The organism is Sphingomonas paludis, assembly GCF_053502515.1.
In genome coordinates this window covers 2,693,000-2,711,122 of the sequence record NZ_CP187558.1, presented here as the reverse complement: position 1 = coordinate 2,711,122, position 18,123 = coordinate 2,693,000, and the positions used below count along the sequence as shown (strand labels likewise).

Here is an 18,123-nt window from a genome sequence, read left to right as displayed (position 1 = left end):
GGGACCATGACGACACAGATCGACCCCTCGCTGATCGAGGAACTTGCCAGCCGCCTGACCGATGGCGCGCTTCCGGGAGAGACTGAAGGATTTGACGAGGAGGCCCGGTTGCGCGCGGCCCGGTTCGTCGCCGACGTCGCCAGCCACCGAGCCGATGGCAGCGCGGCAATCCGCATCGAAAGCATTGGCAGCGAGGGGCAGGCGGGTACCCGGATCGCGGTGATCAATGCCGATATGCCGTTCCTGGTCGATTCGATAGCGGGAACGCTGGCCGCACAGGATGTGGCGATCGACCGGATCATCCATCCGGTGCTGCCGGTGGTCCGCAATGCGGACGGCACCATGGCGGCGGTTCGAACCGGCGGATCGCCGGAATCGATGATCTATCTGGAAACCGAGCGGGTGGATGCGCGGGTTCGCCGGACGTTGGAGGGCGAACTGGCGCGCGTGCTGGATCAGGTCCGCCATGCCGTTTCCGACTGGGCGCCATTGCAGGCCGCGATGCTGGACGATGCCAAACGGATCGCCGATCCGGAGGGCGCGGCCCTGCTGCGCTGGTTCGTCGACCGCAACCTGACGCTGCTGGCGCATGAATGGTGGGACCAGGAGCGGGGCACCGAATCGCAGCTTGGCATTGCCCGCGGCGTTCTGGACGTACCGTTGCTGGCCGATGCGTCGCGCAGGCGGGCGGTCGAGTGGTTCGAGGCGGGCGGGAAGCCGCCGCTGCTGCTGAAATCCAATTGCATCTCGCCCGTTCATCGCCGCGTGCCGCTGGACCTGGTGCTGGTGCCGGTCATGGATGGCGGCCGGGTCAGCGGACTGTCGATCCATGCCGGGCTGTGGACCAGCGCCGCATTGTCCGCCGCGCCCGACGCCGTGCCGGTGCTGCGCCGGGCGATGGCGGGGCTGCAGGAGAAATTCGGCTTCGATCCGAAGGGGCATACGGGCAAGGCGTTGACCCATGCGCTGACCCAGTTGCCCCATGACCTGACCATCGCATTCTTACCCGCCGATCTGGAAACCGTATCGCTGACCGCAATGTCGATCGCCGATCGGCCGCGATCGCGGCTGATCCTGGTTAAAAGCCCGCTGGGTCGGCATCTGTTCGCGTTCGTCTGGCTGCCCCGCGACGAGGTGTCGACGCTGCGCCGCACCGCGATCGGCACGATGCTGGCGGATGCCGCCAACGCTACGGTCCTCAATTGGTCGATCGAGCTGGAGGACGGGGCAGCGGCACTGATCCGCTTTACCCTGGACCTGCGCGCCGATGGGCGGATGCCGGACCAGGAGGAACTGAACGACCGGGTTCGCCGCATGGTGCGCGGGTGGCGGCCGGCGGTGGCGGCGGCGCTGCACGACCGGGTCGGCGCGCGTTCCACCCGGCTGGCGCTGCGCTGGGCCAATGCCTTTCCCGCCAGTTACCGCAGCGTCCATCAGCCCGAAGATGCAGCCGACGACATCGTCGCCATCGCCGCGCTGGAAAGCGAGCGCGACCGGGCGGTGCGGATCGTTCCCGGCGATCCCGACGGCGATGGGCTGTTGCAGCTGAAGGTCTATCATCTGGGCGGGCCGCTGCCTTTGTCGGAAGTGGTGCCGGTCCTGGAAAATTTCGGCCTGACGGTGATCGAGGAACGGCCGACCGAACTGGACGACGAAAGCCGTCTGTACATCCATGATTTCCAGGTGGCGCTGAACACCGGCCATCCGGATACCGCGCCGTTCGATCCGGCGGTTGCCCAGGCGGCGATCGAAGCGGTGCTGGACGGACGGGCAGAGAATGACCGGTTCAACCGGCTGATCATGGAGGTGGGGCTGGCGCCCAGCGCCGTGGTGCTGCTGCGCGCCTGGTTCGCCTATCTGCACCAGACGGGCATGAATTATGCCAAGGCGACGGTGGTCGACGCACTGACCCGCGCGCCCCAGATCGGCACCGCGCTGATCGACCGGTTCACCGCACTCCATGATCCGTCGCGGCGGATCGTCGCCGAGGCGGCGGACCAGGCGGCGGCTGCCGCTCAAGACGCGATCGATGCGGGGCTGGCCAAGGTGTCGGCCATCGACGACGACCGGATCCTGCGGGCCTTTCGCGGCGTGATCGACGCAACGGTGCGCACCAACGCCTTTGCCCCGGCAGCCGACGAGGCGCTGGCATTCAAGCTGGATAGCGCGCGGGTGCCGGGCCTGCCCAAGCCGTTGCCATGGCGCGAGATCTTCGTCTATTCGCCGCGGGTGGAGGGTATTCACCTGCGTGCCGGACCCGTGGCGCGCGGCGGCCTGCGCTGGTCCGACCGGCGCGACGATTTCCGCACCGAAATCCTGGGCCTGATGAAGGCGCAGCGGGTGAAGAACGCGGTCATCGTGCCGACGGGCGCAAAGGGCGGTTTCTATCCCAAGCAGTTGCCCGCCCCGTCCAACCGCGAGGCATGGCTGGCCGAGGGGACGGAAAGCTATCGCATCTTCATCCGCACACTGTTGTCGGTAACCGACAATATCGTCGACGGGCGGGTCGTCCATCCGGAAGGCGTCGTCATCCATGACGGAGAGGACCCCTATTTCGTCGTCGCCGCCGACAAGGGGACCGCGACGTTCAGCGATGTCGCCAATGCCATCGCGCTGGAACGCGGTTTCTGGCTGGGCGACGCCTTCGCCAGCGGCGGATCGAACGGATATGACCACAAGGCGATGGGGATTACCGCGCGTGGCGGATGGGTGTCCGTTCAGCGCCATTTCCTGGAAATGGGCGTCGATGTGCAATCAGAGCCGGTCCGCGTCGTCGGCTGTGGCGACATGTCCGGCGACGTGTTCGGCAACGGGATGCTGCTGTCCAGGTCGCTGAAGCTGGTTGCCGCGTTCGATCACCGGCACATCTTCCTTGATCCCGAGCCCGATCCGGCAACCAGCTGGGCCGAGCGCGACCGCCTGTTCAAGCTGCCGCGGTCGAGCTGGGACGATTATGACAAGGCGCTGATTTCGGCAGGGGGCGGTGTGTTTGCCCGCACTGAAAAGTCGATCCCGCTATCGCCCGAGGTGCGCGCCGCGCTGGATGTGGCAGAGGACCGGATGGAACCGTCCGAACTGATCGCTGCGATCCTGAAGGCACCGGTCGACCTGATCTGGTTCGGGGGCATCGGCACCTATCTGAAGGCGGCGTCGGAAAGCAATCTGGACGTCGGCGATCCGGCGAACGACCGTAACCGGGTGAATGCCGAACAGCTGCGCGCAAAGGTGGTGGGCGAGGGTGCCAATCTGGGCGTGACCCAGGCGGCACGCATCGCCTTTGCCGCGCGCGGCGGACGCATCAATACCGATTTCATCGACAATTCGGCCGGCGTCGACTGTTCGGATAACGAGGTCAACATCAAGATCGCGTTGAACGGCGAAATGACCGGCGGCCAGCTTGCCTTGGCCGACCGCAACGTCCTGCTGGTCGATATGACCGAGGATGTCGCCCATCTGGTGCTCGAGGACAATCGGCTGCAGACGCTCGCTTTGTCCCTGATGGAGGCCGATGGCGCGGTTGCGCTGCCCAGCTATCTGCGCGCCATCGAGATCCTGGAGGCGTCGGGCCGATTGGACCGGGCGGTGGAGGGGTTGGCCCCGAACGATGAGCTGCTGCGCCGCGCGCAGGATGGCCGGGGGCTGACCCGGCCCGAACTCGCCGTGTTGCTGGCCACGGCCAAGCTGGCGTTGCAGGACGCGATCGAAGCGCGCGGGCTGGGGCATGATCCGGCGCTGACCGCCGACCTGTTCGCCGCCTTTCCCCCCGCGATGCGCGACCGCTTTGCCGCAGCGATCGAGGGGCATCGCCTGCGCGGCGAAATCGTGGCGACCAAATTGGCCAACCGGATCGTCAATCGGCTGGGCGTGCTGCACCCGTTCGAACTGGCGGAGGAAGAGGGCGCGTCGCTGGGCGAGATCGGTGCGATGTTCGTCGTTGCCGAAATCCTGTTCGGCGTGCCCGACCTCTGGCGGGCCATCGAAACCGAATCCATGCCGGAAGCAGCCCGGCTGGCGCTGCTCGACGAGGTGGCGGTCGCCATGCGTTCCCAGATCGCCGACTTGCTGCGGGTCGCGCGTGCCGGCGACACGCCGGGCGCGATCGTCGACCGGCTGGGCGGGGGCATCGCCGCACTGGATGAACAGGCCAAGGCATTGCTGCTGGCGGAGGCACAGGCACAAAGCGACCGGATCAGCGCCAGGCTGGCCGATGCCGGCGCGCCCGCGCCCCTGGTCGAGCGGGTTGTCCGGCTGTTCCAGCTGGACGGTGCGGTTGGCCTGGCGGATCTCGGCCAGCGCCGCGGCATCGACGAGGCGGTGCTGACCCGAGCCTTTACCTCGCTCGGCCAGCAACTGGGGCTGGATTGGGCTCAGGCCAATGCGGCGCGGATCACGGCGGGCGATCCCTGGGAACGGTTGCTGATTGCCGGGCTGGCACGGGATTTCCAGCAATTGCGGCTGGATTTCCTGGCCCGCGCCGATGGCGGCGATCCGCAGGCGGCGGTCGATGCCTGGCTGGCCGTCAACCGGGCGCGGGTGGACCAGTTCAATGCGCTGGTCGCGCGCGCCCGGCTGGCACCCCAGCCGAGTGCGGCGATGCTCGCCCAGATTGCGGGTCAGGCGCGGGTGCTGCTCGGGCGGTAGGGGGGCTTTGCGCCAGCCCCCCCGCCGTTCGTACTTAGCGAGCGTGCGATGGGTTGGCGGTCGTTCACTCCGCCGGGGCGAGCCTGGCCCGCTGCCGCTGGGCCAGTTGCTTGCGCCATTTGCGCGCGCGGGCCCACATGATGATGCCGGTGACCGACAGGATCGCGGGCAGCACGCCGCCCAGGAACACGATGACCTGCCACCAGAACGGCATGCCCGATCCGTCATGGATCTGGCGCATCAGCCGTGCCGTCGTCACCGGCTGATCGCGGCCCCCGGCGGGTGCGGTCTCCGGCTTGGCCTCGCCGGTTGCGTCGGCAATCTTGATAGTGACCGGGCGACCCTGTGCCGGTGCGGTCTGCACGCTCCATTCGGGCTGTACGTCGGTCGGCCATTGCACCGAACGCACCGTGCCCGGTGCCGCCGATTGCGCAGCGGCGAGTGCGCGATCCAGCGGCGTTGCGGGCGCGGGCAGGGGCTTGGCCCGCATCAGCGCGGCCCGGTCCGGCCCGGCGGGGCGGGCGGGGCGCGGCTCGGCCGGCTTTGCCTCGAACTGGCTGAACACGCCCGGAAAGCTGATCCACACACCGGTCAGCGACAGCACCGCCAGCGGCACCGCGATCCAGAATCCCAGCAGGTTGTGCAGGTTGTAATCGGTATTCTTCGGATGCCGCCGCCAGCGCAGGCCGCGCAGGAAGCCGCCGACGGTCGGCCACCACAACCAGATGCCGGTCAGCGCCGATACCAGCATGGCCACGCCGATCCAGCCGACGATCGGACGCCCCACCTCCGGAATGAACAGCGATCCGTGCAGGACGTGCATGAACCGGATGGCCCCGGCATTGCTGGCCGACACCTCGATCACGCGCGCATCGGCGGGGTCCATAAAAACGAGGGTGCGGACCGGGCGGCCCTTGGCCGGGCCGGGGCGGGCGGCGCTGACCTCCACCGGCTCGCCGCTTTCGGACGGCAGGACGATACGGGCGATCTGCTCGCCCGGGGCCAGTCGAGCGGCAGCCGCCTGGGCATAGGCAGCGGCCGGGAGTGTCGCCAGCCCGGTGACCGAATAGCGATCCGGGTGCAGCCAGCGCTCCAGCCCGTCATGCCAGACCAGCGCCGCGCCCGTGATCGAAATCGGGATGATCGCCACCGCCAGCGCCAGGCCGATCCATTTGTGGAATTGCAGCCACAAATTGCGCCATTGCCCCTTTGTCATTTCCCGCCCTTTTTCAAAGTTCCGCCCAGCGGCGGATCAGATTGTGATACAGGCCCGTCAGTTCGATGACCGACCGGTCGTCCTGGCCAAGCTCCCCGCCCAGCCGCTGCACCGTGCGGTCCAGATCGAACAGCATCCGCCGTGCGCCATCGTCGCGCACCATGGACTGCAGCCAGAAGAAGCTGGCGACCCGCTCGCCGCGCGTCACCGGCTCGACGCGGTGAATGCTGCTTGCTGGATACAGCGCCATGTGCCCGGCCGGCAGCTTGACCCGCTGTTCCCCGGTCGGATGCTCCACCACCAGTTCGCCGCCGTCGTAACTGTCCGGGTCGGCCAGGAACAAGGTGCAGGACAGGTCGCTGCGGATGCGGAAATCGGTGCCGCGACGGATGCGGATGGCATTGTCGATATGTGCGCCGAACGCCTGCCCGCCGGCATAGCGGTTGAACAGCGGGGGATAGATGCGGGCGGGCAGGGCGGCGGCAACGAACAGCGGCGTGCGGCCCAGCGCCTCCAGCACCAGTGCGCCCGCCGCCCGCGCCGCCTCGCTCCCCTCGTCCAGCTGATCGTTCCGCTTGGCCAGCGCTGACTGGCCGCCCGACGTGGCATTGCCATCCACCCATGGCCCGGCGTCGATGGTCTGGCGCAGCCGGGCCACGCCATCGGCATCCAGCACGTCGGGAATGGCGATCATCATGCCGACGCCCCTACATCCGCACGCGCAGGGTGGCCATCGCCGTCCGCCCTTCGCCGGGGACCGCGATGACATAGCTGTCATTGGCGCGGATGCGGTTGATATAGGCCGCGTCGAAGATGTTGTTGACGTTCACCTGCACCGACAGGCGCGGGTTGAATTCATAGGCAAGCATGGCATTGGCCAGTACATATTCGTCCAGCGCCCATGCAGCCTGAGCTGCCGTCGAATTGCGGGTCACCCGTTCGCTGACATAATTGACGCCGCCGCCGATCTGGAACGGCCCCGCCTGATAGCTGGTCCACACCGTGCCCGAATGATTGGGGGTCAGCGCCAGCACCTCGCCCTCGGTCAGTTCGCTGCCCGTCGCGGCGCGCAGGATTTCGCTGTCCAGATAGGCATAGGCCGCGAACAGCTGCCATCCCGGCGCCAGCTGGCCGGTTGCGCTCAACTCCACGCCCTGCACCCGCTGGCGCCCGGCCAGCAGAACGTCCGGGCCGACTGCGATCGGCTGATTGACCCGTTCGGTCCGGAACAGCGCGGCGGTCAGGCTCAGCCGTTCGGCCAGCACATCCCATTTCGCGCCGACCTCGTAACTTTCGTTCTTCAGCGCCGGCAGCGCCAGGTTGGCGGTGGTGACGGTGCCTGTCGACGTGGCCGACAATGCCTGGGGCTGTTTCGCGTCGGAATAGCTGAAATAGATGGAGGCTGCCTCAACCGGCTTCACCACCACGCCCGCCTGCCAGCTGAACAGATTGTCCCGCACGGTCCTGTCCGTCAGCGCGGCATAGGCGGTGCCGCCCAGCTCGACATCGAACCGTTCGTACCGACCGCCGACATTGAACTGCAGTCGTTCGTCCAGCAGCTTCAGCGTATCGAAGGCAAAGACCGACAGGCGTTCGGCCTGGGTATCATATTGGCCAAAGGTGCGGGTCTGGCTGAATGCGCCAGTAAAGTCGGGGGTCGGCGCGAACAGGTTGCGCACCGTCCCGGCCAGGCCGGTGGTGGAGATGGTATCGCGGGAAAAGCTTTCCCGGCTTGCTTCGGCACCGACGACCAGCGTGTTGCCGATGCTGCCCGTCCCTTGCGGCGTGTCGATGGTCAGGGTGGTGCGGTTGGTCAGCACGTCGTTGCTGGCAATCCGGCCAAGTCCCTGAGGACCGCCGACGGTGTAGTTCGCATCCTGTGGACGCCCGGCGGCGATGGCGGCGGCGGCGGCATTCAGCGATGCGGCATCGATCGGACGGGGCGTCGACCAGACGGCGGTGCGGTCCACCCGGCCCCAGCGGGTCGCGTTGACCAGTTGCACCTGTTCGCTGAAATCATGTTCCAGTTTCAGGGTGGCCAGCAGCACCGTCTGGTCCTCCCGGTCGATATTGCGCCAGCCATAATAGTTGCGGATCGGCGCCGGGCGGACGCCCGTGGTCAACAGGGGGATGCCATAATCCGGGATGTTTTCATCCTGTTGCCAGAACAGGCTGACGGTCGCCCGGGTCGGCCCGTTCAAGCCGATGGCAAAGGAGGGCGCGACGCCGAACCGGGTCTGGGTGATCTGGTCGCGCCGGGCCACGTCCTGATCATGGGCCATCAGGTTCAGGCGGAATGCCGAACCGCCCATGTCGTCCTGGGCGATGTTCGCGTCGAGCGTCGCCCGTTTCCACTCGCGATTGCCGAGGCTCAGGTCGGCATTGACGAAATCGGTCAATCCCGGTGCCTTGCTGGCCAGGTTGATCTGGCCCGCCGCGCCGCCGGCACCGGACAGGGCCGTGTTCGGACCCTTGTACACCTCGATCTGTTCGACGTTGAACACGTCGGAGCGGCTATATTGCAGCCGATCGGCAAAGCCGTCGATGGCGATATCGTTGCTGGCGTCGAACCCGCGCAGGTTGATGAAATCGCCCGATCCGGCGCCGCCCTCGCCCTGACCCAGGGTGATGCCCGGCACGTTGCGCAAGGCATCGGCAAAGGTCACCGCACCGGTATCCGCCAGAAACTGCTTGTCCAGCACCGTGACGGTGCGCGGCGTATCGCGCGGCTTTTCGGTCAACAGGGGATTGGTCGGCTTTTTTGTCTGTTCACCGTCGACCAGAATGACGTCGCGCTGCTGATCTTCCTCGCTCAGCGGCTCGCTGGCCAATGCAGGAGCGGACAGCAGCATCCCGACCGCAGATAATGCCAGAAATGCCGATGGCCCCGATCGCTCGTTCACTGAAACGCCCCTTATATTGAAACTCACTCGCAGGGCACTATTGCGAGCCGTTCGCAGAGTCAACGCTGTTGCGAACAATTTTCAAAAAGAGTGCGGGTAGGGCATCCGCTGCCCGATTTTCGTGGTGTCCGCAGGACGAACCATCGCCCCTCATTCGGCCAAAACCGGACCGAAATTATGCAACCATTTCGCGGCTGACGCGCTTTCATTTCACGTTCAGCTAAGCTAGAACGCAGGTGGAGGGGACCGCATCTCTTTCCGTCCTCGGGACGAAGAAATGATTGGAGTGGACATGAAGGCAACTGGAACACTGGCTAGCGTAATCGTGCTTTCCACCCTGCTCGCTGCCTGCGGCGGCGGCGGTTCCGAAACCAAGAGCACCGAAACGGCTGCCACGCCCGCAGCTGAAGCCCCGGCAACCCCGGCTGCCGCTCCGGCACCGGCGCCTGCGCCCGCCGCCGCTGCTGGCGCTCCGCCGGCAAGCGATGTGGCGACCGTCGACGGCACGACCTTTGCCAGCTTCACTGGCACCGCTGCCGCCGGCAAAACGGTGTTCGCACAGTGCCAGACCTGCCATGCCGTCCAGGAAGGCGTGAACAAGGTCGGCCCGTCGCTTCACAACATCATCGGCCGCGCCGCTGGCACCGTCACGGGCTATAATTATTCGAACGCCAACAAGACCAGCGGCATCACCTGGACCAAGGAAAAGCTGTTCCAGTATCTGGAAAAGCCGCAGCGCGTCGTGCCCGGCACGAAGATGGCGTTCGCCGGCATCCCGGATGCGCAGAAGCGCGCCGACCTGATCGCCTATCTCGAAAATCCGAACTGATCGGCTTCGACCATCAGGCATGAAAAGGCCGGGCAGCGATGCCCGGCCTTTTTTATGGGTTCGTGCAGTCGGGGGCTGATCGTCCCGATCCGTGTTGCCGAACTGGCTAAGGCGAGCGCAGGCGGTGTCGATCGTCGGCGGTTTCGACGCTCAATGGCTTGATCGCAGTGAACGGCACGATGACCCGACCCTCACCGGGTCGGATCATCCTGTGCCGCTCGCAATAACGGAAAACCGATCCCGTCAGGCCGCCATGTCGCGCCGCGCCAGTTCGCAATGCGACCAGATATCGCTCAGCGCCGTCAACAGCCGGTCGATATCCGCATCGCTGTGCACGGGCGACGGGGTCAGCCGCAACCGTTCGGTTCCGACCGGCACCGTGGGATAATTGATCGGCTGAACGTAGATGCCATGATGATCCATCAGCCAGTCGCTGATCATCTTGCACTTGCGCGCATCGCCGACCATCACCGGGATGATGTGGCTGGGATTGGGCAAATGCGGAATGCCCATCCGATCGAGTGCACCGCGCACCCGTTCGACCCGGTCCCGCTGCTGATCGCGCTCGACCTGGCTTTCCTTCAGGTGACGGATGCTGGCGGCTGCGCCCGCCGCCACGGCGGGGGGCAGGGCGGTTGTGAAGATGAAGCCGCTGGCAAAGGTGCGGACGAAATCGCACAGGTCGCGAGACGCGGCGATATAGCCGCCCATGACGCCGTAAGCCTTGCCCAGCGTCCCTTCGATCACGTCGATCCGGTCCATCAATCCTTCGCGCTCGGCAACGCCGCCGCCGCGCGGTCCGTACAGCCCGACGGCATGGACCTCGTCGATATAGCTCAGCGCGCCGTGCTTTTCGCAGACCTCGACGATCTCGGCGATCGGCGCGATATCGCCGTCCATCGAATAGACGCTTTCGAACGCCACCAGCTTTGCCCGGGACGGATCGATGTCGGACAGCTTGCGGTCCAGATCCTCTGGCGAGTTATGTTCGAAGATCATCCGGTCCGCGCGGCTGTGGCGAATCCCTTCGATCATCGAAGCATGATTCAGTGCATCGGACAGGACGACGCAATTGGGCAGCTTGCCGGCCAGCGTGCCCAGCGCCGCCCAGTTGGAGACATAGCCGGAGGTAAAGAGCAGCGCGTCTTCCTTGGCATGCAGGTCGGCCAGCTCGGCCTCGAGCAGCACATGCTGGTGATTGGTGCCGGAAATATTGCGGGTGCCGCCGGCACCGGCGCCACAGCTGTCCAGAGTGCGGTGCATGGCGTCCAGCACCTTTGGATGCTGGCCCATGCCCAGATAGTCGTTGGAACACCAGACGGTCACGTCGCGCGTCTCACCGTCGACATACCGGGTCGCCTGCGGGAACTGCCCGACCTTCCGCTCGATGTCGGTAAAGACGCGGTACCGGCCCTGGGTGCGGACGGAGGTCAGCTCTTCGCTGAAATAGCTTGCGTAATCCATGACTTCATTCCCCTCCGGTCAGACCCGTCTTGTTTTGTTGATGGCGTTCCATGGCCCATCCCCACAGGGCGCTGTCCCGAAAGGGCAGGGCCAGGAACAGATGCTCGATCGCGCCCAGCAGGCTGAGGCAACACAACAGCGCTGCCTGTGCCGCCGCGCCCGGCGTCGACGCGGTCAGTGCCGACCATCCGAATGCCGTGGCGACGGCAGCGATGGCGGCGATGGTCAGCGGCAGCATCAGCGTCATGCGGCGCGGCCCGAAATAGCTTTTCAGATGATCCAGATGCCGCGGCAGCAATTCGTCGCTCAGATGCGGCACCCCCCAATACAGGTTCAGCTTCGACGACAGGCGATAGGCGAACAACAGGGCAAAGGCATAGGCACCGGTTGCATTGGCCGTGGCCGCGGCCAGGGTCAGCATCAGCCCCGCCGTCATCGCCAGCGCGACCTCGTGATGGATCAATGCCATGCTCGCCAGCGAAAACCGCCGCCATCCCCGAACGCCCGGCGGGCAGGGCAGGGTGTTCGGCCCGGCGACCGCGCCGGTCAGGAACGCGATTTCATGCCAGCTCCAGATCAGCAGCCCGCCCAGGAAAGAGGCATAGACTGCCCAGACTTCGGCTGAATGCGTGCTGACGACGATCAGCGCCAGCCCGGCAAAGGCGCACAGGCAGGCAGCCGTCAGCGCGCGGGACAGCGACGCGCGCAGCCGGTGGTTCAGCATGGCGACCAGGCCGGTGCTGACGAACCACAACAGGAATACCGCCGCAAAGGGCAGGGCAAGGCTGCCCGCAATCACCATGCCGGCTGAAGCCGGATCGACTGCGGCAGTTCGTTCGCACGCGGCCGCATGAAATACATGCCGGCGAATGCAGCCCCCGCACGGGCCATGTGCCCCTTGTGCGCCAGCCAGCCGCCGATGCCCCCGCGCGCCTTGGCACTGGCCATGGCTTCGGATGCGACCCGCAGCCGTTCCATCGCTGCGCGGAACTGCGGATCGTCGGTATCCAGTTCCACCGGAAAGACCTGGCGGCTGATTTCCGTGGTGATCGAAAACACGCGGTATCCGTAATCGGCCGGGTGCACGCCCAGCGCCGCGTGAAAGACGGGCCGGTTGTGGTCGCGCACATACATGGTCGCATAGACGGACAGCAGGAAGAACCGGATCCACAGCTTGTTCATGCCCGTCAGCAGCTTGGGATCGGCGCGCAGCAGCATGGCGAACGCCTCGCCATGCCGAAACTCGTCGTTGCACCAGTCGTGGAACCAGTCGAAGATCGGGTGGAACTTGTTCTGCGGGTTCTGCGCCAGATGGCGATAGATGGTGATGTACCGCGCATAGCCGATCTTTTCCGACAGATAGACCGCGTAGAAGATGAACTTCGGCTTGAAGAACGTATATTTCTTGGTCTTGGTCAGGAAGCTCAGGTCGATGCCGATCCCGGCGCCCTTCAGCGTTTCGTTGATGAAGCCGGCATGGCGGCTCTCGTCGCGCGCGAGCAGCTTGAAGATGCGCTTGACGTCCGGATTGGTGGCCCGCTTGGCGATTTCGGCATAGAGGATGCAGCCGGAAAATTCGGACGTCAGCGAACTGGCCAGGAAATCGATGAACTCTGCCTGCAGCGCGGGCTCCAGCCCCTCGATCACGCCGTCAAAGGCATCGGTCTTGCGGAAATGCCGCTTGTTGGCATCGGCGTCCATCTCGTCCAGCAGCGCGTCCCATTCGGCGCGGACGGGCGTCACGTCGATGCGATCCATCGCGGCATAGTCGGTGGTATAGAAGCGGGGCGACAGCACCGTTTCCTGCCGGGCGATCTGCATGGTATCATGCGTGGCGGCCAGCGGCGGCTGGATGCGGGCGGGTGCGTTCATGATAGCCTCCCCGGCGTGAAACTGACTTCGTAAAGCTCGGTGATCTCGAAATTGCTGGCAAAGCGCGTCCATGCCCGCCGGATCAGCCCGGCCCGCTGCACGGTTGCTCGGCGGTCGAACACGCGCCGTTCGCCAAAGCCGATCGTGATCGGCGCGCCGTGCACCCGCACCCGGTCGCCCGGCTGGATGTCGACATTGCCCGCCAGTTCGACATGCGCGTGAAAATGTTCCGGGCTTTGCTCCACCTCGATCCGGCATTCGGTGTCGAACCGCTCGGTGGAAAACAGGCGGGTCATGCCGATGGTCCTTCCAGCATCTGCGCAAAGCTGCGGACATGGTCCGGACCAAAGCCATAGAGTTCGGCGGACTTGCCGGTCACCGGATCGGACAGGGACAATGCGCCGTTGCTCCACCGGGTCAGGCGGAACGGGGTCTGCGGGCCGGCCCCTGCGGCGGTGCGCGCCTTGGCGAGCCGCCGCACGGTCGCGCGGACGAAGCCGCCCTGGCCCGGTTCAACCACCGCCACCTGCACGCCGGATGCGGCATCGGTCACGATCACCGCACCATCGGCCCGGTCGGCAAAGCGCAGTTCCCGTTCCGCTGCGGCATGGACATGGCGTTCCGCACGCAACGCGTCGGGGTCGGCCGATTGCGGGATCAGGCCGAAACTGGTCGCGCCGGTCAGGGTCAGCGTGACGGCCAGCATCGCCGCCGCCCCGATCAGCGCGCCACGCGGAACCGTCGGGTCGTGGTTGTGGGCGTGGCTCATGCCCGTGCTCCGACCAGGGTCCCGCCGGGTACCGGGCTGTCGCTCGGATGGGCGACGGCCACCTGTTGGATCTGCTGCGTGGCGCGTAACAGGGCGCGGGCGACGCCCTGGGCATCGGGAATGGCGCGCAGCATCGGTTGCGGCCGGACGATGCGTAGCGTCCGGGCATGCGGCCACAGCATGGGATAGCCCAGACGCGGTAGTCCCTTGAGCGACAGCACGATATGGCCGTGACCGTCACCGACCAGCTTCAGGTCGGCGCGGTCGATTTCGGACAGCGGCAGGTTGACGCATTTGTTCAGCGCCACGCCGATGCGCAGCACCAGGCGCCGGTTGGTCAGCGTATAGATGCTGGTGCGCGCGACGGCCCAGGCAAAGGCGACGAACATGCCGATGGCAACCAGGCCAGAGGCCCCGACGACCAGCGCCGCGATCCAGTCCCCGCGCACGATCATCCACCCGGTGATCGCGGCGAAATACACTGCGATCAGCCGGATGTGCCAGGCGCTTTGTACCATCTGCCTGAAATCCGGTCCGCCCTGCCACACGATGCGTTCGCCATCCGGCGGCACCCCGGGCAGGCCGCGCACCGGTTCATGATCATATTCGCTCATAGCAGCGGCTCCTGCCGGGCTGCGTTGGCGTAGAGATAGCCGCCGCCATAATAGGCCATGATGCGCTCTTCCTCGTAAAAGGTGATCGCATCGGGCTTGGCGGTGCGCGGGACGGCGGCGAAATCGGCGGCGTTGATCGCATCGATCTCGACCGTGCGCGCCCGGCCCTTCACGGCGGCGGTGCCCATCGGGGCCAGCACGGTCCCGGCGGCGGTATCGATCGACAGATAGCGGATGACATGTTCGGCCCGATCGACCCAGATGTCGCCGATCGTGCCCACTTCCACGCCGTCGGCTGCGATCACGCGCATGCCGCGCGGGTCGGGATCGCGCGAATTGACGACGATATGCGGGGTCAGGCCGATCGGCACGATGCGGTTATGCCCCTCTGCATCCAGGTCGGGATGGTCGGCACGGTTGGCCCATGCGGCCGGGCCCATGCCGTCGACCAGCGGGTTGCCGGTGGGCACATAGGGCGCGCCGACCGAGCGGAAGCTGCGACGGGCGGGCAGGTCCACCGGTTCACGGCCCTGGGTCGGCGTGAACACGGTGCCGCGGCCATGGGGCATCAGAAAACTTTTCGGGCCGCCATCGATCAGGACGCCGCCCGGCGTGTCCAGCCGGCCGGTGACTTCATCCTCCAGCGGATAGCCCTCGCGTCGGTCCTCGCGCCGCAGATAGACGATCAGCCCGAAGAAAAAGAGGACAAAGGTCAGGAACACCAGTTCGGTTACGTCCAGCGTGCCTACAAGTTTGAAATCGTCCATTGTCGTTCTCCTGCCCGCACCCCTTCAGGTCGGGAATTCAGTCAATCCAAAGCGTTCACGCGTCATCATTCGTCCGTTGCGACCCATGCCGACCACCGGCCCCAGCACCACCAGTGCCACCAGCAACAGGGCGATTTCGATCAGATAGACGGTGCCGAACCCGGTCGCCCGGCCGGCCAGGGTCGGGCCCATCACGTCGTTCAGCGCCATCAGCGTGGTGGCGTCGCGGATCACGCCGCCCATGGCCACACCCAGTCCCGCAGCGCTGGCCTGCACCGCGCCCCATGCGCCAAGCGCCAGCCCGGACGATCCGTCGCGGGAGAGGCCCATCGCCGCGATCAGCGTACCGACCGAAAACAGGCCTGTGCCGAAGCCAATGGCCGCTGCGCCCGCGAACAGCAGCGGGATCGCCGCCAGCGGTGCCGCGAACAGCGTCATCAGGAATGCGCAGATGCCGATGACCGCGCCCAGCCCGGCCAGGCGCAGCGGATCGGCGCCGCGCGACAACTGGCGGCCGCTATGGGCAAAGGCGATCAGCGCACCTGCGGCCCAGGCACCGGTCAACGCCGTCGTCGATCCGACGCCCATCGCCAGGATTTCGCCGCCATATGGCTCCAGCAGGGCATCCTGCATCGAAAAGGCCATGGATCCCAGGCCGATCGCGGTCAGCAGGCGGCGGGCATTGGGCTGGCTCGTCAGCGCGCGCCACAATTCGCCGAAACCGGGCGACGCCTCTGCCGCCGGGGCCGGTCCGCGATGGCGCGCCTCCTGTTTCCACAGGGCAACGACGTTCAGGACGACCGTCAGCACCGCTGCGCCCTGAATGACCTGAACCAACCGGGTATAGCCGAAATCGGCCAGCAGGCTGCCGATGGTGACGGCCGCCAGCATCATGCCGGCCAGCAGCATGACATAGAGCAGGGCAACCACCCGCGGACGGCTGTCGGCCGGTGCCAGGTCGGTTGCCAGCGCCAGTCCCGCCGTCTGGGTGACGTGCATCCCCGCGCCGGTCAGCAGAAAGGAAAGGCAGGACGCGCCGACGCCCAGCGCAAACGTATCGGCCCGGGTCAGCAGGATCAGGGCAAAGGGCATGATCGCCAGCCCGCCGAACTGCCCCAGCGTCCCGAACCAGATATAGGGAACGCGCCGCCAGCCCAGCACCGAACGATGCGTGTCGGATTTGTGCCCGATCAGCGCCCGGAACGGCGCGACGCCCAGCGGAATGGCGATCATCAGCGCCACCATCCAGGTCGGCGCTTCCAGTTCGACGATCAGCACGCGGTTCAGCGTGCCGTTCAACAGGACGGTCGCAATCCCGACGCTCACCTGAAACAACGCCAGGCGGAGCAGTCGGCCAAGCGGCAGATCGACGCTGGCGGCATCCGCAAACGGCAGGAACCGCGCCGCAACCGATTGCCAGGCCGTGGCGGCCGAGGGGCGATCCGCCGGCTGCATCAGCTGCTGATCCCCATCGCTTGCGACTTGTAGAATCCGCTGGACACGCGGTCACAGAAATCGATGCGCCAGCCGGGCAGCTGGGTCGCGATATCGGCGCTCAGCCGGCCGCTGCCCACAGGGCGGATGGCGGGCGAACGGTCGCTGCGCGGGAACGCCTTTCCTGCGATATGCATGGCGCGCAGCAGCGGGGTCGCAGGCGCGAACGTATAGGCGATATGGCCCGTGCGCTGTGCCCACGCCTTCAGCACGCCGACCAGATCGGCCCGGTCATAATGGATGAGCGAATCCATCGCCACGACATGGTCGAACAGGCCCAGCGTGTTGCTGCGCATGTCGCCGACCCGCCAATCGATCGACAGGCCGGCGGGTGCGCGGTCCTGTGCCACGTCGATCAGACCGCGCGAGACATCGATCGCCGTCACCCGAGCTCCCCGCCGCGCGGCCTCGATCGCCAGCGCACCGGTGCCGCATCCCGCATCCAGCAGCCGCTGGCCCGTCATGTCGGCGGGCAGGGCGGCCAACAGCAGGTCGCGCATCGCATCGCGTCCGGCACGCACCGTCGCGCGGATGCCGCTGACCGGCACGTCGGACGTCAGATCCTCCCATGCCTTTCGTGCCGTACGGTCGAAATAGGTTTCCAACCGCTCGCGGCTTTCCTGATAGCGGGTGGAGGCGACGCCAACGTCCATCATTCGAACCCCAGGAAATCGAAGATCTCCCGGTCCTTCATCGGCCGCGCATCGACATCCGGCACTCCGGCCCACAGCGTGCGGGCCAGGTTCAGATATTCCTCGCGCGCGGCGATGACGTCGGGGCTGTCCGGCATTTCGAACAGCGTGCATTTCTTGAGCCGCGACCGGCGGATCGCGTCGACATCGCCGAAATGGGCGAGGCGGCGCATGCCCGTTTCCGCGCCGAACCGGTCGATCTCGTCCGTGGCGGCCGAACGGTTGGCGACCATCCCGGCCAGGCGAACCTTGTAGTTCTTTGCCTTGGCATTGATTGCGGCCATGATCCGGTTCATCGCAAAGATGCTGTCGAAATCATTGGCGGCGACGACGATCGCCTGGTCCGCATGCTGCAGCGGGGCTGCAAAGCCGCCGCACACCACATCGCCCAGAACGTCAAAGATGACGACATCGGTATCGTCGAGCAGGTGATGCTGTTTCAGCAGCTTGACCGTCTGGCCGACGACATAGCCGCCACAGCCCGTGCCCGCAGGCGGGCCACCCGCCTCGACGCACATCACGCCGTTATAGCCGGGGAACATGAAGTCCTCGACGCGGAGTTCCTCGGCATGGAAATCGACCGTCTCGAGGATGTCGATGACCGTAGGCACCATCTTGCCGGTCAGGGTAAAGGTGCTGTCATGCTTGGGATCGCATCCGATCTGTAGCACGCGGTGACCCAGCTTGGAAAAGGCGGCGGACAGGTTGGACGAAGTGGTCGATTTGCCGATCCCGCCCTTGCCGTAAACGGCGAACACCTTTGCCCCGCGGATCTGGTCCTGCGGGTCGAGCGCAACCTGGACGCTGCCTTCGCCATCGGGCGGGCTGCGGTCGGTGTCGAGAAGGTTCAGGGTCATTGATT

15 protein-coding genes are annotated in these 18,123 nt (G+C 66.2%); 2 read left to right on the top strand and 13 right to left on the bottom strand.

Annotated features, from left to right (window positions below):
* The first annotated feature begins 6 nt into the window (after positions 1–6).
* Positions 7–4,641, top strand: a complete 4,635-nt coding sequence (locus ACPVPU_RS13100) for an NAD-glutamate dehydrogenase (RefSeq protein WP_448658394.1) — start codon at positions 7–9, stop codon at positions 4,639–4,641.
* Between the two features lie 64 nt (positions 4,642–4,705).
* Here ACPVPU_RS13100 and ACPVPU_RS13095 read toward each other — a convergent pair whose 3' ends face one another.
* From ACPVPU_RS13095 to ACPVPU_RS13085, 3 genes are read right to left on the bottom strand one after another with little or no spacing between them, the layout of a single operon-like run.
* Positions 4,706–5,857, bottom strand: coding sequence for a PepSY-associated TM helix domain-containing protein (locus tag ACPVPU_RS13095; protein ID WP_448658393.1), 1,152 nt, complete (start codon positions 5,855–5,857; stop codon positions 4,706–4,708).
* A gap of 13 nt (positions 5,858–5,870) precedes the next feature.
* A complete protein-coding gene (locus ACPVPU_RS13090) occupies positions 5,871–6,554 on the bottom strand; it encodes a Fe2+-dependent dioxygenase (RefSeq protein WP_448658392.1) in 684 nt (227 codons plus the stop codon).
* Positions 6,555–6,564: 10 nt separating this feature from the next.
* A complete protein-coding gene (locus ACPVPU_RS13085; RefSeq protein ID WP_448658391.1) occupies positions 6,565–8,760 on the bottom strand; it encodes a TonB-dependent receptor in 2,196 nt (731 codons plus the stop codon).
* Positions 8,761–9,052: 292 nt separating this feature from the next.
* Between ACPVPU_RS13085 and ACPVPU_RS13080 the strand changes: the two genes are divergently transcribed.
* On the top strand, positions 9,053–9,589 hold the full coding sequence (locus ACPVPU_RS13080; RefSeq protein WP_448658390.1) for a c-type cytochrome: 537 nt from the start codon (positions 9,053–9,055) through the stop codon (positions 9,587–9,589).
* A gap of 243 nt (positions 9,590–9,832) precedes the next feature.
* Here the strand turns inward: ACPVPU_RS13080 and hemA are convergent, their stop codons facing one another.
* The 10 genes from hemA to bchL are packed head-to-tail and all read right to left on the bottom strand — an operon-like array spanning position 9,833 to position 18,118.
* A complete protein-coding gene (gene hemA, locus ACPVPU_RS13075) occupies positions 9,833–11,053 on the bottom strand; it encodes a 5-aminolevulinate synthase (RefSeq protein WP_448658389.1) in 1,221 nt (406 codons plus the stop codon).
* A 4-nt stretch (positions 11,054–11,057) separates the two neighbouring features.
* A complete protein-coding gene (puhE, locus tag ACPVPU_RS13070; protein ID WP_448658388.1) occupies positions 11,058–11,855 on the bottom strand; it encodes a putative photosynthetic complex assembly protein PuhE in 798 nt (265 codons plus the stop codon).
* On the bottom strand, positions 11,849–12,925 hold the full coding sequence (gene acsF / locus ACPVPU_RS13065) for a magnesium-protoporphyrin IX monomethyl ester (oxidative) cyclase (RefSeq protein ID WP_448658387.1): 1,077 nt from the start codon (positions 12,923–12,925) through the stop codon (positions 11,849–11,851). Before acsF ends, puhE begins: the two co-directional genes overlap by 7 nt.
* Positions 12,922–13,221: a hypothetical protein gene (locus ACPVPU_RS13060; protein ID WP_448658386.1), complete on the bottom strand. Its 300-nt coding sequence runs from the start codon at positions 13,219–13,221 to the stop codon at positions 12,922–12,924. Before ACPVPU_RS13060 ends, acsF begins: the two co-directional genes overlap by 4 nt.
* Positions 13,218–13,694, bottom strand: a complete 477-nt coding sequence (gene puhC, locus ACPVPU_RS13055) for a photosynthetic complex assembly protein PuhC (RefSeq protein ID WP_448658385.1) — start codon at positions 13,692–13,694, stop codon at positions 13,218–13,220. Before puhC ends, ACPVPU_RS13060 begins: the two co-directional genes overlap by 4 nt.
* The gene (gene puhB, locus ACPVPU_RS13050) at positions 13,691–14,308 is read right to left on the bottom strand and encodes a photosynthetic complex putative assembly protein PuhB (RefSeq protein WP_448658384.1); all 618 of its coding nucleotides are present in this window, start codon (positions 14,306–14,308) and stop codon (positions 13,691–13,693) included. The genes puhC and puhB overlap by 4 nt, the downstream gene beginning before the upstream one ends.
* The gene (gene puhA / locus ACPVPU_RS13045) at positions 14,305–15,075 is read right to left on the bottom strand and encodes a photosynthetic reaction center subunit H (protein WP_448658383.1); all 771 of its coding nucleotides are present in this window, start codon (positions 15,073–15,075) and stop codon (positions 14,305–14,307) included. Before puhA ends, puhB begins: the two co-directional genes overlap by 4 nt.
* A gap of 24 nt (positions 15,076–15,099) precedes the next feature.
* Complete coding sequence (locus ACPVPU_RS13040; RefSeq protein ID WP_448658382.1) at positions 15,100–16,530, bottom strand: BCD family MFS transporter; 1,431 nt, start codon at positions 16,528–16,530, stop codon at positions 15,100–15,102.
* Positions 16,530–17,222, bottom strand: coding sequence for a magnesium protoporphyrin IX methyltransferase (gene bchM / locus ACPVPU_RS13035; RefSeq protein WP_448660523.1), 693 nt, complete (start codon positions 17,220–17,222; stop codon positions 16,530–16,532). Before bchM ends, ACPVPU_RS13040 begins: the two co-directional genes overlap by 1 nt.
* Positions 17,222–18,118 (bottom strand): ferredoxin:protochlorophyllide reductase (ATP-dependent) iron-sulfur ATP-binding protein, encoded by an 897-nt coding sequence (bchL, locus tag ACPVPU_RS13030; RefSeq protein ID WP_448658381.1) that lies wholly within the window; start codon positions 18,116–18,118, stop codon positions 17,222–17,224. Before bchL ends, bchM begins: the two co-directional genes overlap by 1 nt.
* Positions 18,119–18,123: the final 5 nt, after the last annotated feature.

What these genes read in the sequence shown, in the direction of transcription:
- bchM (WP_448660523.1), bottom strand. Translation starts at nt 17,222, where the DNA reads ATGGACGTTGGCGTCGCCTCCACCCGCTATCAGGAAAGCCGCGAGCGG.
- ACPVPU_RS13090 (WP_448658392.1), bottom strand. Translation starts at nt 6,554, where the DNA reads ATGATGATCGCCATTCCCGACGTGCTGGATGCCGATGGCGTGGCCCGG.
- hemA (WP_448658389.1), bottom strand. Translation starts at nt 11,053, where the DNA reads ATGGATTACGCAAGCTATTTCAGCGAAGAGCTGACCTCCGTCCGCACC.
- ACPVPU_RS13060 (WP_448658386.1), bottom strand. Translation starts at nt 13,221, where the DNA reads ATGACCCGCCTGTTTTCCACCGAGCGGTTCGACACCGAATGCCGGATC.
- ACPVPU_RS13100 (WP_448658394.1), top strand. Translation starts at nt 7, where the DNA reads ATGACGACACAGATCGACCCCTCGCTGATCGAGGAACTTGCCAGCCGC.
- puhA (WP_448658383.1), bottom strand. Translation starts at nt 15,075, where the DNA reads ATGGACGATTTCAAACTTGTAGGCACGCTGGACGTAACCGAACTGGTG.
- ACPVPU_RS13080 (WP_448658390.1), top strand. Translation starts at nt 9,053, where the DNA reads ATGAAGGCAACTGGAACACTGGCTAGCGTAATCGTGCTTTCCACCCTG.
- ACPVPU_RS13095 (WP_448658393.1), bottom strand. Translation starts at nt 5,857, where the DNA reads ATGACAAAGGGGCAATGGCGCAATTTGTGGCTGCAATTCCACAAATGG.
- acsF (WP_448658387.1), bottom strand. Translation starts at nt 12,925, where the DNA reads ATGAACGCACCCGCCCGCATCCAGCCGCCGCTGGCCGCCACGCATGAT.
- puhC (WP_448658385.1), bottom strand. Translation starts at nt 13,694, where the DNA reads ATGAGCCACGCCCACAACCACGACCCGACGGTTCCGCGTGGCGCGCTG.
- puhB (WP_448658384.1), bottom strand. Translation starts at nt 14,308, where the DNA reads ATGAGCGAATATGATCATGAACCGGTGCGCGGCCTGCCCGGGGTGCCG.
- bchL (WP_448658381.1), bottom strand. Translation starts at nt 18,118, where the DNA reads ATGACCCTGAACCTTCTCGACACCGACCGCAGCCCGCCCGATGGCGAA.
- ACPVPU_RS13040 (WP_448658382.1), bottom strand. Translation starts at nt 16,530, where the DNA reads ATGCAGCCGGCGGATCGCCCCTCGGCCGCCACGGCCTGGCAATCGGTT.
- puhE (WP_448658388.1), bottom strand. Translation starts at nt 11,855, where the DNA reads ATGGTGATTGCGGGCAGCCTTGCCCTGCCCTTTGCGGCGGTATTCCTG.